This window comes from Photobacterium nomapromontoriensis, assembly GCF_050336815.1.
In the GTDB taxonomy this organism is placed as follows: Bacteria; Pseudomonadota; Gammaproteobacteria; order Enterobacterales; family Vibrionaceae; genus Photobacterium; species Photobacterium nomapromontoriensis.
The window spans coordinates 1-14,121 of sequence record NZ_JAKJSL010000053.1 but is presented as its reverse complement, the minus strand read 5'-3'; the positions used below and the strand labels follow the sequence as shown (position 1 = coordinate 14,121).

The following is a 14,121-nucleotide window of genomic DNA, read 5'->3' as shown; positions in this document are numbered from 1 at the left end:
CCTTTATGGCATCAATCTGCGCATTGGCGTTGGCTTATCGCTTTTCGCCAGTATACGTATGAATGCCACACATTTGAGCACACAGTGCTGACAGATCACTCCATGGCAGGTAATCGAAATCCGTTTTGACCCGGATCTCTAATTGCGCCAACTGCCGAAGCAACCGGATGAGAACTGCCTGCGGTAGTCGGTGCATCGCGCCAATATATATTTCGCGCCGACTTTGCCAAATCCGGTAGTTTTCGAAAATGACGTTAAGCGGTGTACCCTTAGCCCCCATTTCTTGCATTTTATATAGCTGAGTCAGCTCACGCTGCAGGGTCCGCAATAAGATCACGGCTTCAATCCCCTCCCCATGAAGTTCACGCAGTACGCGCTGGCTTCGTTTTGCTTGACCCGCAAGCACCGCATCAAGTAGCTGAAATGGGGTGTAATGGTTATGGCGACTGAGAGCTTCATTAAGCCGGACAATGGTTAGATCGCCATCAGGGTAGAGCAGTAACAGCTTTTGCAGGCTTTGTGCCAGCGCTAACAGGTTACCTTCATGCCATTGGGCTAGCATCTGTACTGATTCGTGATCGGGTCTCAGACCAAGCTGCTGGCAACGACCTTGTATAAATCGGGGTAATTGTTTTGCTTCCGGTGTATTGCACGGTATGTATAGCCCTTGGCTATCCAGTGCTTTGAACCATTTTGTACTTTCTTGCTTTTTATTTAAGCGAGGGCCTTGTAGTAGCAGCAAAATATCAGGGTGCAGTACATCAATCACTTCCTGCAGCGACTTTGTCTGCTGTGCATTGAGGGCACTTTCAGGTAACTCTAACTCAATGATTTGACGAGCTGAGAACAGGCTCATGGCCTGGCAGCAATCTAATATGAGATTCCAGTCAAGCTGTGCATCAATGCTAAAACGGTGATGTTCATCAAAGCCATTTTTCTGCGCGGCTTGCTTGATCAGATCACCACATTCCAGTTTGAGTAATGGTTCATTGCCACATAATAAGTAGACTGAGCGCAGCCCTTTAGTGAGTTGCTGCGCCAGTTGTTCTGGGTAAATCCTCATTGGGCTGATTTAACCTGGTTGGTTTCGCTATCATTGCTACTGTCGTTGAGCATTGCTTCCAGTTTATCTTTTTCCATTTGGTTGAAAACGGCGGTTAGGCGCGCAAGTTGGCGCATGATTTGGCGTGAAGCTTGTTGGCGCATCTCACTTTCAATCATGTCGCGTTCCACTGATTTTGCAAGTGCAGTCAATGGGTTATCAAGAAATGTACGGTTAACTCGGGTTGTAAAGGTTTGGATACCTTTGTTCGGAACCACAATACTGTAAGTGACGGTATAGGTGAGCTCGTACTCGGCGGCACGGGCATTTTGATACAGCGAGAGGGTTCGCTCACTGGTCGACTCACTGATCAGGTTCAAGTTAGGTACCGTGCTTGACGGTGCAACTTCTTCAATACCGTGTAGCTTAAATTGGGATGCCACCTGACGTTTCAGCGGACCGTAAGGGTCAAAGCTGGTCAGGGAAAGTTTGGCTATATCATCGGGTAGCATGTAGTTACCGCGAAGGTGGAAACCGCAGGAAGCAGTGGCGAGAGCCAAAACTGCGACGAAGAGGGTTCGGATAGTGCTTTTAAGGGAAAATAAAGCTTTCACCGAGTCTGCTCCATGAAAAAAAAGTGAAAACTGACCGACTGACGCAGGTGTATGCTTGGGGGTTGTGTGAGCCGGATAAACTGTGGCTCCATCAGGAGCCACAGGTTAGGCACTAGGAAATGGCTTTAGTTCGTTACTATTTTAGTTAGCAACAATGTTCAGCAATTTACCTGGTACATAGATCACTTTACGAATAGTAACATCGTTCGTGAACTTAGTGACGCCATCTTCTGCCATCGCCAGAGCTTCTACTTGCTCTTTGGTTGCATCCGCGGCTACTGTCAGTTTAGCACGCAGTTTACCATTCACCTGAACGACAATGAGTTTCTCGTCTTCAACCATGGCGCTCTCATCCGCGACAGGCCAAGTTGCATGGTCGATATCGCTATGGCCAAGTGCTTGCCACATTTCGAAACAGATATGCGGTGTCATTGGGTATAGCATGCAAACAATAGCGGTAAGTGCTTCATCAAGAATGGCGCGATCTTGTACCGATTCCTGAGGCGCTTTAGCCAGTTTATTCATCAGTTCCATAATTGCGGCAATGGCGGTATTGAATGTCTGACGACGACCAATATCATCGCTCACTTTTGCAATGGTCTTGTGAATATCACGACGAAGGGCTTTCTGCTCGCTGCTTAGTGTTGCGGCTTCAACCGCTTCGGCTGCACCTTTTTCAGCATGCTCGCGAACCAGTTTCCAAACACGTTTAAGGAAGCGATTAGCCCCTTCAACGCCAGATTCTTGCCACTCAAGTGTCATGTCCGCAGGTGAAGCAAACATCATGAACAAACGAACGGTATCTGCACCGTATTTATCAACCATTTCTTGCGGGTCGATACCGTTGTTCTTGGACTTAGACATTTTGATCATGCCTGAGTGGGTGACATCTCGGCCTTCAGAATCCGTTGCTTTTGCAATACGGCCCTTGCCATCACGTTCAACCGTTACATCAGTTGGGGCAACCCATTCTTTACCGCCTTTATCGGTGGTGTAGAAGAACGCATCTGCCAATACCATGCCTTGACACAGTAGCTGCTTGAACGGTTCGTCAGATGTCACGTAGCCTGCGTCACGTAGTAGCTTGTGGAAGAAGCGAGAGTATAGCAGGTGCATACAAGCGTGCTCGATACCACCGATATACTGATCTACTGGTAGCCAGTAGTTCGCTTTTTCTGGGTCTAGAATGTCGTCAGCCTGTGGAGAACAGTAACGTGCGTAGTACCAAGACGATTCCATAAAGGTGTCAAAAGTATCGGTTTCACGCAGTGCTGGTTCACCGTTAAAGGTCGTTTTAGCCCACTCTTTATCCGCTTTGATAGGGCTGGTTACGCCATCCATCACTACGTCTTCTGGGAGGATAACAGGTAGCTGATCGGCGGCTACTGGGTGAACTTGACCATCTTCAGTGGTTACCATTGGGATTGGAGCACCCCAGTAACGCTGACGAGAAACGCCCCAGTCACGTAGACGGAAATTAACTGTCTTCTTACCTTTGCCTGCAGCTTCAAGCTTCGCAGCAATGGCGTCGAAAGCTTGTTGGAAGTTTAGACCGTCAAACTCACCTGAATTGAATAGAACACCTTTTTCAGTGTACGCCACTTCAGAGATATCAAATTCGCTATCGTCTTCAGGCTTGATAACAGCCATGATGTCGATGTTGTACTTAGTGGCGAACTCGTAATCACGTTGATCGTGAGCCGGTACCGCCATTACTGCACCTGTGCCGTAGTCCATCAGTACGAAGTTAGCGATATATACGGGAACTTCGCGGCCATCAAGTGGATGGATAGCCGTCAGGCCTGTATCCATGCCTTTCTTTTCCATTGTTGCCAATTCAGCTTCGGCAACTTTGGTGTTACGGCATTCATCGATAAATGCTGCAAGCTCTGGATTGTTTTCTGCAGCTTTAGCCGCCAATGGGTGGCCAGCAGCAATGCTTACAAACGTCACACCCATTAGGGTATCTGGACGGGTGGTGTACACTTCTAGATCGTTTTGACCTTTAACTGCAAACGTTAATTCAACGCCTTCAGAGCGACCAATCCAGTTACGCTGCATGGTTTTCACCATCTCAGGCCAACCGTCTAGCTGATCGAGATCATCAAGTAGCTCTTGTGCGTACTCGGTGATTTTGATGAACCACTGCGGGATCTCTTTTTGCTCTACTGGGGTATCACAACGCCAGCAGCAACCGTCTTCAACCTGCTCGTTCGCCAGCACGGTCTGATCGTTTGGACACCAGTTTACTGAAGAGGTTTTCTTGTAAACGAGGCCTTTGCTGTACAGCTTAGTGAAGAATTCTTGTTCCCAACGGTAATATTCTGGGGTACAGGTAGCAAATTCACGGCTCCAATCGTAGCCGAAGCCCAGCAGTTTAAGCTGGTTCTTCATGTATTCGATGTTTTCGTACGTCCATGGTGCAGGCGCAGTATTGTTTTTAACTGCTGCATTTTCCGCAGGTAGGCCAAACGCATCCCAACCGATTGGTTGCATGACGTTTTTACCTTGTAGACGCTGGTAGCGTGAAATCACGTCACCGATGGTGTAGTTACGCACGTGGCCCATATGCAGTCGACCACTTGGGTACGGGAACATAGAGAGACAGTAGAATTTTTCTTTATTAGGGTCTTCACTTACAACAAAGGTCTTTTTGTTGTCCCAATGTTCCTGAACTTTCTGTTCAATGTCCTGTGGACGATATTGTTCTTGCATCGATGGCATCCGGGATTTTGTGAGTTAAGTACAAACACAGTCAATATAATCGACATAGAATAACTAAAGGTAAAGGTGTCAACAATAGCTGAAACCATTTCAGGGCGGAATAGTTGGTCGATCATGGCCTCAATACCGCTTATAGCACGTCGATGCTGATGAAGTGGCTGATAGGAGGTGACTTATGGCGAGGCAAAAGAAGCAGTATGAATCGTTACTGGAACAGGTAACAGAAACCCTTAAGCACAGTCCTGATGAATTAAAACACTGGGCTGATATTACCGAGCAGTACCGTCAGGCTGCTAGTGATATGACCAAAGATGAGCTGGCGTTGATTTCGGCCTACGTTAAACGGGATCTGCAGGAATTTGGTCAAAATGCGGAGGCAAGTTCTGATCCCCTGAATGAAAGTCCGTTTTATCAGGTAGTGAAGGAGACCATTTGGGAAGGTTTAGCTGAGGTTACGGATAAAACCCAGATCGAGTGGCGAGAGGTGATGGATGATCTTAAGCATCACGGGGTATATGAAGCGGGTGAAATTATCGGCTTAGGTAATCTTGTCTGTGAGAAATGTGGTCATGAGGAGCTGATCACCCATGTGAAGACGATCTCCCCTTGTTTACAGTGCGGACATACCCGATTTACCCGTAAGCCATTATCGCCTTAGTCGTTCCGGCTTAACGCTATCAGGTAAACGAGGCGGGCATGATGCCCGCCTCGTTATCATTTTACTTGCTGTATATGCTTGTGGTGCAGCATGACGAGTCAGTTGTGATAGTCAATTTCTGGTTGCTGATCGCGAAAGCGACCTGCCTGACGACGATGTAGAATCCACGACAGGGTGAGTGCCCACAAGACATACACGTATAGCGGCCAGCTACCAAGCGAAGCATACGGGGTCATGCCATCAGTTGGGATGACTTTAGTCCGGAGTACACCTGTTTCGAACTGTGGGATCTGGGCAGTGATTTTGCCTGTGTAATCGACGACGCCGGTCAGGCCGCTGTTAGTTGCCCGCAACAATGGTTTCCCGAGCTCCAGTGAGCGCATTTGGGCGATCTCCATGTGCTGGAATGGCCCGATGGACTTACCAAACCAAGTGTCGTTTGACAGTGTCAAGAGAAAGTCGGTATTGATATCCACATTGCGTCTGACCTGCTCGCTAAACGCAACCTCGTAGCACAGTGCTGGTGCGAGTGAGTATCCATTGGCTTCCAGATTAGGCTGTACATAGCCACCTCGGCTAAAGGATGACATAGGCAAATTAAACAGCGGTGCAATAGGGCGCAGTAGATCGCCAAATGGTACAAATTCACCAAATGGCAGCAGATGGTGTTTACTGTAGCGCTCAGCATGGTCATACGTGTATGGACCAACCGCATTTACACCCAGGGTCAGGATGTTGTTATAGAACTCGCCTTTTTCATTTTGATCCAAGATCCCGGTGATCACCGTACTGTGGTTATTGCGGGCTGCGGCATCAAGATTCATGAGGAAGGCCGGGATCTGGGTTTCCAACGCTGGTATTGCCGCTTCAGGCCAGATGATGAGATCCGCCCCCCAGTTCTCCCGGGTTAGATCGGTATATTTCATCAGGGTTGGCCAGCGTTGGCTTGGCAGCCACTTGATCTCTTGCGGCACGTTACCTTGGATCATTGCCACATCAACCGCTTTGTCAGGGTTAGGTTTCACCCACTGCTTATTATCGGCAAGCAGGCTGAGGCTGAAGACTAGTGCGACAACCAGTAAGGGCCTCCAGTTACGGTAATAACAGGCCGCAACCAAAGCACCACTGGTGAGTACCAGCGCTAAAGTGATCCCTTCTACGCCAAAGATAGGGGCCAATCCTGAATAAGGACTGTCAATTTGGCTATAACCCATCCAGAGCCACGGGAACCCTGTCATCAGCCAACCGCGGATCCAGTCGAGTAACAGCCACAATACCGGGCCACTAAGCATCAACTGATGGAAAGGGCGGCCGACATTAAATTTATTGAATAAGGCTCCAAATATCGCGGGGTATAGCGCCAAATAAGCAATAAGCAGGGCAACTAGAGACCAGCCTGCTAGCCATGGCATGCCGCCAAAATTAGCGATACTGACATGCACCCAGCTGATCCCTGAGCCAAATAACCCCAGTCCCCATAGGAAACCAATTAAACCAGAACGTTTAATCGATTGTTGTTGGAGCAGGGCAAACAGGATGAACAGGGAAACTGGTGCGAGATACCAGTAGTTATAGGGTGCGAAAGAGAGGGTGGCTAAGGCACCAGCTGGAACAGCTAGCAATAGCTGTCCCAACTTCATTAGTGATTTTTTTGTCATTCGTTATGGTGTAGTGGTCGGTTGATGTGCTTCGTGAGGCACGGTCACTTGCAACTGGATCACTCGACGGTTATCAGCAGAGGTTACTTTGAACGCGTAACCGTCCAATTCGACGATTTCGCCACGTGCTGGTAAATGGCCAAACCCGGTCATGACGAGTCCGCCGATGGTATCGACTTCTTCATCACTGAATTGGGTTTTGAACAACTCATTGAAATCTTCAATGGTTGCAAGGGCTTTAACCGCGTAAGTATGTTTGCTTAACTGACGGATATCTTGTTCTTCTTCGTCATCGAATTCATCTTCGATTTCGCCGACAATTTGCTCAAGAATATCTTCAATGGTGATAACACCTGATACCCCACCGAACTCATCGACCACAATAGCCATATGATAGCGCTCTTCGCGGAATTCTTTCAGCAGACGGTCAACTCGCTTGCTTTCCGGAACTACCACGGCAGGACGCAGTACTTCGTCCATATCGAATGGTTCGCTATTTGGCTGGAGGTAACGCAGGAGATCCTTGGCAAGCAGGATCCCTTCGACATGGTCTTTGTCGTCACTGATCACAGGATAGCGAGAGTGCTGGGCATCAACAATTAAATCAATCAGATCTTCTAACTTCTGAGAACGTTCGATGGTTGTCATCTGTGAGCGTGGGATCATGATGTCTCTGACCCGCATCTCGGCGATTTCCAGAACCCCTTCGAGCATGTCGCGGGTGTCGTGGTCGATCAAATCGTTTTCTTCAGAATCACGAAACACTTCGACCAGTTCTTCGCGGTTCTGTGGCTCGCCCTGGAAAAGCTGGCCAATACGTTCAAAGAAGGATTTTCTACTCGGACCTTCAGAATTTTGTGAGTTATCTTCGTTCATTGCTTGTAAGAATTTCATCTCTATCAGTTAAGTGGCTATGCCACGGGATCGGTACGGTACTCAATGATGATACCGTACCGTTTCGACAACAAAATTGACGAAAGGTTACTGCTTTTCGGCGGCATACGGATCGGCAAAGCCCATCTTTTGCATGATTTCCGTTTCCAAGCTTTCCATTTCTTCAGCTTCGTCATCTTCAATGTGGTCATAACCTAGCAGATGCAGACTGCCATGTACAACCATATGTGCCCAATGGGCATTTAGTGGTTTATTCTGCTCTATTGCTTCTTTTTCGACAACCTGTCGGCAGATAACAAGATCACCCAGCAAATCTAACTCAATCCCTGCCGGCATTTCGAAGGGAAAGGTCAGTACATTGGTGGATTTATCCTTACCGCGGTATTCAAGGTTGAGTGCATGGCTTTCTGCCTCATCAACCAAACGAATGGTGACTTCAGCATTGGGTTGAAACAGGGTAATGGCAGACTCAAGCCACTGCTGAAATTCTGCCTCACTTGGCATACCGTCCTGATTGTCTGTTGCAATCTGGAGATCTAAATACATTGCCATTAATTACTTTTTTCCGGTTCAATGGCAGCCACTTTGGCTGCTTGTTCATCGCGTCGACGTTGCTCGATGAGTTTTCGTTGTTTATGATCTTCGTTTTCCCATACTTCGTAGGCCTGAACAATACGGGCGACCACGGGATGGCGCACGACATCGTCGGCTTGGAAGAAGTTAAAGCTGATCTCATCCACGTCTGACAGTACTTCAATTGCGTGACGCAAGCCAGAGCGAGCTCCACGAGGTAAGTCGATCTGGGTAACGTCACCCGTGATCACTGCGCGCGAGTTAAAGCCAATACGGGTCAGGAACATTTTCATCTGTTCTACCGTGGTATTCTGACTTTCATCAAGAATAATAAATGCGTCGTTCAGTGTACGGCCACGCATGTAGGCTAGGGGAGCGACTTCAATAACATTACGTTCGATCAGCTTTTCTACGCGCTCAAAGCCCAGCATTTCAAATAAAGCGTCATATAACGGACGAAGATACGGGTCGACTTTCTGACTAAGATCACCCGGTAAGAATCCCAGCTTTTCACCGGCTTCAACTGCCGGGCGAGTCAGTAGAATTCGGCGAATTTCTTGACGTTCAAGCGCATCAACCGCAGCAGCAACCGCTAAATAGGTTTTCCCTGTCCCTGCCGGGCCAACACCAAAGGTGATGTCATGACGAACCATATTGGTTATGTACTGAGCCTGATTTGGCGTACGTGGTTTGATCACCCCTTTTTTGGTTTTGATGATCACTTCTTTGCCGTAAGGAAGACTGGACTCCATTGTTTGTTCCAGTACACCGGATTCTTTAATTGCGAGGTGAATATGCTCAGGTTCGATATCTGGGATATTATTTCGTACCGGGGCAGTGTCAACATATAACGTCGTAATGATATTAGCGACAGCTTTGGCCGTATGAGGTTGACCCACCACGCTAAAACTGCTGCTGCGGTGGTTAATTTCGACACCCAAACGGCGTTCTAGTTGTTTGATATTATCGTCGAAAGGGCCACAAAGGCTGGAAAGGCGCTGGTTATCAACGGGTTCCAGATTGAATTCTATAGTAATAACTTTGCTCAAGATTTGCCTCTCATAAGAGCCACCCAAATGATTGGGTGGCCTTGGGTTCAGGGCTCGTCCAATGTTGCTTAGACGGGCGTCTTACTATGGAGTATATACGCCTACACCCAATTCATCTTCTTTGCGTGTTTTTTCCATTACTTCACTTGGTGACAAGGCTACACGAAGGTTCATATCGGCTTCAGTACGCACGATTTCACCACGCAGTGAGTTGGTTAAAACATCAGTGATTTTCACATCAACAAACTGACCGATAAGCTCGGCAGAGCCTTCAAAGTTGACGATGCGGTTGTTCTCAGTACGGCCACGCAATTCCATGATATTTTTCTTCGATGGGCCTTCAACCAGAATGCGTTGTTCTGTGCCTAGCATTTGACGGGCATGACGCATCGCTTGGCTGTTGACTTGCTGCTGCAGTTCGTACAGGCGCTCTTTCTTCACGTTTTCAGGGATATCGCATGGATAATCAGCGGCAGGAGTGCCTGGACGTGGAGAGAAGATGAAGCTGAAGCTGATATCGAAATCAATATCACGGATCAGTTTCATTGTGTCTTGGAAATCTTGATCCGTTTCACCTGGGAACGCAACAATAAAGTCAGAGCTCATGGTGATATTTGGGCGTACTTTACGTAGCTTACGGATTTTTGATTTGTATTCCAACACGGTGTGTGGACGCTTCATCATGGTCAAAATACGATCAGAGCCACTTTGAACAGGTAGGTGCAGGTAATCAACCAGTTCAGGCGTATCTTGATAAACGTCGATGATATCGTCGGTAAATTCAATTGGGTGACTGGTGGTATAACGGATGCGGTCAATACCATCAATCGCAGCCACTAAACGCAGTAGCTCAGCAAATGTGGCAATTTCACCATCGTGCATTGGACCACGGTAAGCGTTAACGTTCTGCCCTAGCAGGTTAACTTCGCGGACGCCTTGGTCTGCCAGCTGAGCGATTTCAAACAATACATCATCAATAGGACGGCTAACTTCTTCACCACGGGTGTAAGGAACCACGCAGTAAGTACAGTATTTTGAGCAGCCTTCCATGATAGAAACGAACGCTGTTGCTCCTTCCGCACGCGGTTCAGGCATGTTATCGAATTTCTCGATTTCAGGGAAAGAGATATCCATGACAGGCGCATCATTAGATTGAGATTGCTTGATCATCTGTGGCAGGCGGTGCAGCGTTTGTGGGCCAAAGATCACATCCACATAAGGTGCACGCTTACGAATTGAATCACCTTCTTGGGTTGCCACACAGCCACCGACACCAATCACAAGATCCGGCTTTTTATCTTTCAGTGTTTTCCAGCGGCCGAGCTGGTGGAACACTTTTTCTTGTGCCTTTTCTCGGATCGAACAGGTGTTCAGCAGCAGAACGTCTGCTTCTTCTGGGATTTCTGTTAACTCGAAGCCGTTGGCTGCATTGAGAAGATCAGCCATTTTCGATGAATCGTATTCGTTCATCTGGCAGCCCCAGGTTTTAATAAGCAGTTTCTTCGCCATGTCTAACTCTTCACTCGTCGTGTTTATTCATTGCATTCTTCATTACTTCACTCAACTAACAGGCCGATTATTAGCCGTCAGTGGTAGCAAGCCGCGTATTGTACTGCTTTAAACCGTGCCTGACTAGTTCCTCACCACCCCGAATAAAATGTGGTTTTATGTGGCTTCACATTAATGGGATAGCTGGTTGAGATACTGTTGCCCAAGTTGGCGCATTTGCTGGCGGATCCATCGGCTGCGTTGGCGGACATAAGTACTCATAGGGGCAGGCTGCATGCGGTAGGGATTGGGCAACACTGCAGCCAATTGTGCGGCTTGCTGAGCATTAAGACGACTGGCCGGAATGCCAAAATAGGTTTGGCTTGCGGCTTCTATACCATAAATACCGGGACCGAATTCGATAATATTCAAATAGACTTCAAGGATCCGTGCTTTACTCCAAAGCAACTCCATCCACAGGGCGAAATACAATTCAGCCCCTTTGCGGATGAAGGTATGAGATGGAAATAGAAACAAGTTTTTTGCTGTTTGCTGGGTGATAGTGCTGCCGCCTCGGGTGGGGCCGCGGCGGCCTGTCTGTTTTAATAGCGTCAGCACGGTATTGATATCGATCCCGTGATGAGTGGCGAAATGTTGATCTTCAGATGCTATCACCGCAAGTTGGATATTTTTTGAGATCTTATTCAGAGGCACCCAATCATGAGCAGTGCGAGAGGGGTAATCAACGGGGGGATATAAGCAGCGGTAGATCTGCCAGCTCCAGATCGGCGGATCGATGATCTTACCGAGAGCGACCAGTAGCACCGGGATCAGCAAGAGTAGAATCAATAAGATAGTAATGATGCGTTTCAGATGGCTCGACATGGGCTATGGGGCTCTTCTTTACCACTTAGGTATCGTTAACTGACGATGATTAATCACAACAATTTGATATGATGACAGATCAGAGTGATGACGGCGATAACGGGTTGTCAGTCTTAATGGTATTAACATTTAAATTTTGAGCATAACAGATGGGAGCTGATATGGAGCAGTTTGATGTGGTCGTCGCGGGTGGCGGTATGGTCGGGGCTGCAACGGCGATAGGACTGGCCCAGCAGGGGTTGAACGTCGCGGTATTAGAGTGGGCTGCCCCGATGCCATATTCTGCTTCGCAGCCGATGGATTTACGGGTATCCGCTATATCTCCCAGCTCTGTTGCGCTGCTGCAACGCCTAGGTGCCTGGGAGGGGATAACCGCAATGCGCTTGTGTCCTTATAAGCGTTTAGAGACCTGGGATCATCCTGAATGCCGGACTCGCTTTAGTGCCGAGCAAATGAATATTGACTGGTTAGGCTATATTGTCGAAAACCGCGTTATTCAGTTAGCGTTATGGCAACAGTTTGAATGGTATCCGAATTTGACTTTGTTATGCCCAAGCAAAATGTTGTCGGCAGTTGCGGTAAAAGAGGGCCATATTGTGAAGCTGGATGATGGCCGTCAGCTTGCGGCACGTTTACTGGTTGGTGCAGATGGCGCAAATTCTCAGGTGCGTCAGCAAGCGGGGATTGGGATCACTGCATGGGATTATCGCCAGCATTGTATGCTGATCAATGTCGCGACGGCTTTACCCCAGCAGGATATTACCTGGCAGATGTTTACTCCTCATGGCCCTCGTTCATTTTTACCTCTGCCTGGTCATCAGGCTTCACTGGTCTGGTATGACAGCCCGCAGCGGATCAAGCAGTTGTCTGCTATGCCTGATGACCAGTTGAAAGTGCAGATCATTGCTCATTTTCCTCACGAACTCGGTGAATTTCAGGTACTCGGTCATGGCAGTTTCCCGCTGACACGTCGTCATGCCCAGCGCTATTTTAATGCGGGAGTCGTCTTACTTGGTGATGCTGCCCACACTATCAACCCGTTAGCTGGTCAGGGTGTGAATTTGGGTTTTAAAGATGTGGATGTCTTACTCCATGAGATTGAAAAAGCCGGCACAGAATGGGATCAAGTTTCAGTGTTGCGCAGCTATGAACGACGTCGTAAGCCGGATAATTTGTTGATGCAATCGGGGATGGATTTTTTCTACACCACGTTCAGTAATTCTCTGTTACCGATCAAGTTGCTACGAAACGCCGGATTAGCATTCGCTGAGCGAGCTGGGCCACTGAAAAAGCACGTGCTCAAATATGCGATGGGGCTGTAGTATTCAGATCGTATTCTAATCTAAATTAGTCTTTGACTCTTTATGCTCTATTCTCTAGCCACTGACTTACTGTGATTGGAAAACCGAATGCGATTGCGCCTTCGGTTTTTTGATGTTTATTTTTGTACTGATGGTGTCGCTGACGGAAAAAATAGAAGATCCAGCATTTTGTGAAGAAGGCAAAGTCGGGAGGCAAGATGAAAAAGTACAGATAAAAGAAAACCCACCAAAAGGTGGGTTTCTAAATAATGGTGCGGAAGGAGAGACTTGAACTCTCACACCTTGCGGCGCCAGAACCTAAATCTGGTGCGTCTACCAATTTCGCCACTTCCGCATACTTTCCGTTAATCRTTGAAGATARAACGTAAAGTGTAATGATGGCAGGTCTACCTGGATTCGAACCAGGGAATGGCGGCATCAAAAGCCGCTGCCTTACCGCTTGGCGATAGACCTGCAGATGCTCTTACGAGACTTAATTAATCAGAGCAGAATGGTGCGGAAGGAGAGACTTGAACTCTCACACCTTGCGGCGCCAGAACCTAAATCTGGTGCGTCTACCAATTTCGCCACTTCCGCATTCGGATGCTRCTGATTATGTTTCAAATCAAGTAAACCTGACTTGAAGATCTCTCTARAGAGAGAATGGTGCGGAAGGAGAGACTTGAACTCTCACACCTTGCGGCGCCAGAACCTAAATCTGGTGCGTCTACCAATTTCGCCACTTCCGCATTGTATTACCCTATTTAAAGGATAATGGTGGCTACGACGGGATTCGAACCTGTGACCCCATCATTATGAGTGATGTGCTCTAACCAACTGAGCTACGTAGCCAATTTTGGTTGCTGATCAAGTTAATAATCAACATCCTAAATAATGGCAGGTCTACCTGGATTCGAACCAGGGAATGGCGGCATCAAAAGCCGCTGCCTTACCGCTTGGCGATAGACCTGCAGATTGCTTTTCTTCAAAGCTGCTCTCAACTGAGAGAATGGTGCGGAAGGAGAGACTTGAACTCTCACACCTTGCGGCGCCAGAACCTAAATCTGGTGCGTCTACCAATTTCGCCACTTCCGCATTGTATTACCCTATTTAAAGGATAATGGTGGCTACGACGGGATTCGAACCTGTGACCCCATCATTATGAGTGATGTGCTCTAACCAACTGAGCTACGTAGCCAATTTTGGTTGCTGATCAAGTTAATAATCAACATCCT

General features: G+C 47.8%; 12 protein-coding genes and 8 tRNA genes. 3 read left to right on the top strand and 17 right to left on the bottom strand.

All coding sequences use genetic code 11. The features are described from left to right. Positions 1 to 34: 34 nt before the first annotated feature. From holA to leuS, 3 genes are all read right to left on the bottom strand, one after another. Positions 35 to 1,063, bottom strand: coding sequence for a DNA polymerase III subunit delta (gene holA, locus L4D12_RS21510; RefSeq protein WP_428449883.1), 1,029 nt, complete (start codon positions 1,061 to 1,063; stop codon positions 35 to 37). After that, entirely contained in the window at positions 1,060 to 1,656 is a 597-nt protein-coding gene (locus L4D12_RS21505) for an LPS-assembly lipoprotein LptE (protein WP_428449882.1), read from the bottom strand. The genes holA and L4D12_RS21505 overlap by 4 nt, the downstream gene beginning before the upstream one ends. A 141-nt stretch (positions 1,657 to 1,797) precedes the next feature. Then, positions 1,798 to 4,371, bottom strand: a complete 2,574-nt coding sequence (leuS, locus tag L4D12_RS21500; protein ID WP_428449881.1) for a leucine--tRNA ligase — start codon at positions 4,369 to 4,371, stop codon at positions 1,798 to 1,800. A 184-nt stretch (positions 4,372 to 4,555) separates the two neighbouring features. Here leuS and L4D12_RS21495 point away from each other — a divergent pair, with 184 nt between their 5' ends. Next, positions 4,556 to 5,038, top strand: a complete 483-nt coding sequence (locus L4D12_RS21495) for a zinc ribbon-containing protein (protein ID WP_428449880.1) — start codon at positions 4,556 to 4,558, stop codon at positions 5,036 to 5,038. Between the two features lie 98 nt (positions 5,039 to 5,136). On the opposite strand, the gene lnt is transcribed toward L4D12_RS21495, so the two are convergent. The 6 genes from lnt to mtgA form a co-directional block, all read right to left on the bottom strand. Continuing rightward, positions 5,137 to 6,696, bottom strand: a complete 1,560-nt coding sequence (gene lnt / locus L4D12_RS21490; protein ID WP_428449879.1) for an apolipoprotein N-acyltransferase — start codon at positions 6,694 to 6,696, stop codon at positions 5,137 to 5,139. Between the two features lie 3 nt (positions 6,697 to 6,699). Further along, the gene (gene corC, locus L4D12_RS21485; protein ID WP_428449922.1) at positions 6,700 to 7,572 is read right to left on the bottom strand and encodes a CNNM family magnesium/cobalt transport protein CorC; all 873 of its coding nucleotides are present in this window, start codon (positions 7,570 to 7,572) and stop codon (positions 6,700 to 6,702) included. A 105-nt stretch (positions 7,573 to 7,677) separates the two neighbouring features. Continuing rightward, positions 7,678 to 8,142 carry an rRNA maturation RNase YbeY gene (gene ybeY, locus L4D12_RS21480; RefSeq protein ID WP_428449878.1) on the bottom strand — a complete coding sequence of 155 codons (465 nt, stop codon included), beginning with the start codon at positions 8,140 to 8,142 and terminating at the stop codon, positions 7,678 to 7,680. After that, positions 8,142 to 9,212: a PhoH family protein gene (locus L4D12_RS21475; protein WP_428449877.1), complete on the bottom strand. Its 1,071-nt coding sequence runs from the start codon at positions 9,210 to 9,212 to the stop codon at positions 8,142 to 8,144. Before L4D12_RS21475 ends, ybeY begins: the two co-directional genes overlap by 1 nt. Positions 9,213 to 9,296: 84 nt before the next feature. Then, positions 9,297 to 10,721 carry a tRNA (N6-isopentenyl adenosine(37)-C2)-methylthiotransferase MiaB gene (gene miaB / locus L4D12_RS21470; protein WP_428449876.1) on the bottom strand — a complete coding sequence of 475 codons (1,425 nt, stop codon included), beginning with the start codon at positions 10,719 to 10,721 and terminating at the stop codon, positions 9,297 to 9,299. Positions 10,722 to 10,892: 171 nt separating this feature from the next. Continuing rightward, positions 10,893 to 11,585 (bottom strand): monofunctional biosynthetic peptidoglycan transglycosylase, encoded by a 693-nt coding sequence (gene mtgA, locus L4D12_RS21465; RefSeq protein WP_428449875.1) that lies wholly within the window; start codon positions 11,583 to 11,585, stop codon positions 10,893 to 10,895. 161 nt (positions 11,586 to 11,746) lie between these two features. Here mtgA and L4D12_RS21460 point away from each other — a divergent pair, with 161 nt between their 5' ends. Both L4D12_RS21460 and L4D12_RS21455 read left to right on the top strand, forming a co-directional pair. Continuing rightward, complete coding sequence (locus tag L4D12_RS21460) at positions 11,747 to 12,907, top strand: 2-octaprenyl-3-methyl-6-methoxy-1,4-benzoquinol hydroxylase (RefSeq protein ID WP_428449874.1); 1,161 nt, start codon at positions 11,747 to 11,749, stop codon at positions 12,905 to 12,907. Positions 12,908 to 13,019: 112 nt separating this feature from the next. Then, positions 13,020 to 13,178, top strand: coding sequence for a hypothetical protein (locus tag L4D12_RS21455; RefSeq protein ID WP_428449873.1), 159 nt, complete (start codon positions 13,020 to 13,022; stop codon positions 13,176 to 13,178). On the opposite strand, the gene L4D12_RS21450 is transcribed toward L4D12_RS21455, so the two are convergent. The 8 genes from L4D12_RS21450 to L4D12_RS21415 all read right to left on the bottom strand — a co-directional run bounded on the left by L4D12_RS21450 (position 13,157) and on the right by L4D12_RS21415 (position 14,084). Then, positions 13,157 to 13,241 (bottom strand) — tRNA-Leu (locus tag L4D12_RS21450). The genes L4D12_RS21455 and L4D12_RS21450 overlap by 22 nt on opposite strands. Before the next feature lie 44 nt (positions 13,242 to 13,285). Continuing rightward, positions 13,286 to 13,360 (bottom strand) — tRNA-Gln (locus tag L4D12_RS21445). A gap of 38 nt (positions 13,361 to 13,398) precedes the next feature. Then, positions 13,399 to 13,483 (bottom strand) — tRNA-Leu (locus tag L4D12_RS21440). 67 nt (positions 13,484 to 13,550) lie between these two features. Beyond that, a tRNA-Leu gene (locus L4D12_RS21435) sits at positions 13,551 to 13,635 on the bottom strand. A gap of 26 nt (positions 13,636 to 13,661) precedes the next feature. After that, a tRNA-Met gene (locus L4D12_RS21430) sits at positions 13,662 to 13,738 on the bottom strand. A gap of 43 nt (positions 13,739 to 13,781) precedes the next feature. After that, positions 13,782 to 13,856: transfer RNA gene (locus L4D12_RS21425), tRNA-Gln, on the bottom strand. 40 nt (positions 13,857 to 13,896) lie between these two features. After that, positions 13,897 to 13,981 (bottom strand) — tRNA-Leu (locus L4D12_RS21420). A 26-nt stretch (positions 13,982 to 14,007) separates the two neighbouring features. After that, positions 14,008 to 14,084, bottom strand: a tRNA-Met gene (locus L4D12_RS21415). Positions 14,085 to 14,121: the final 37 nt, after the last annotated feature.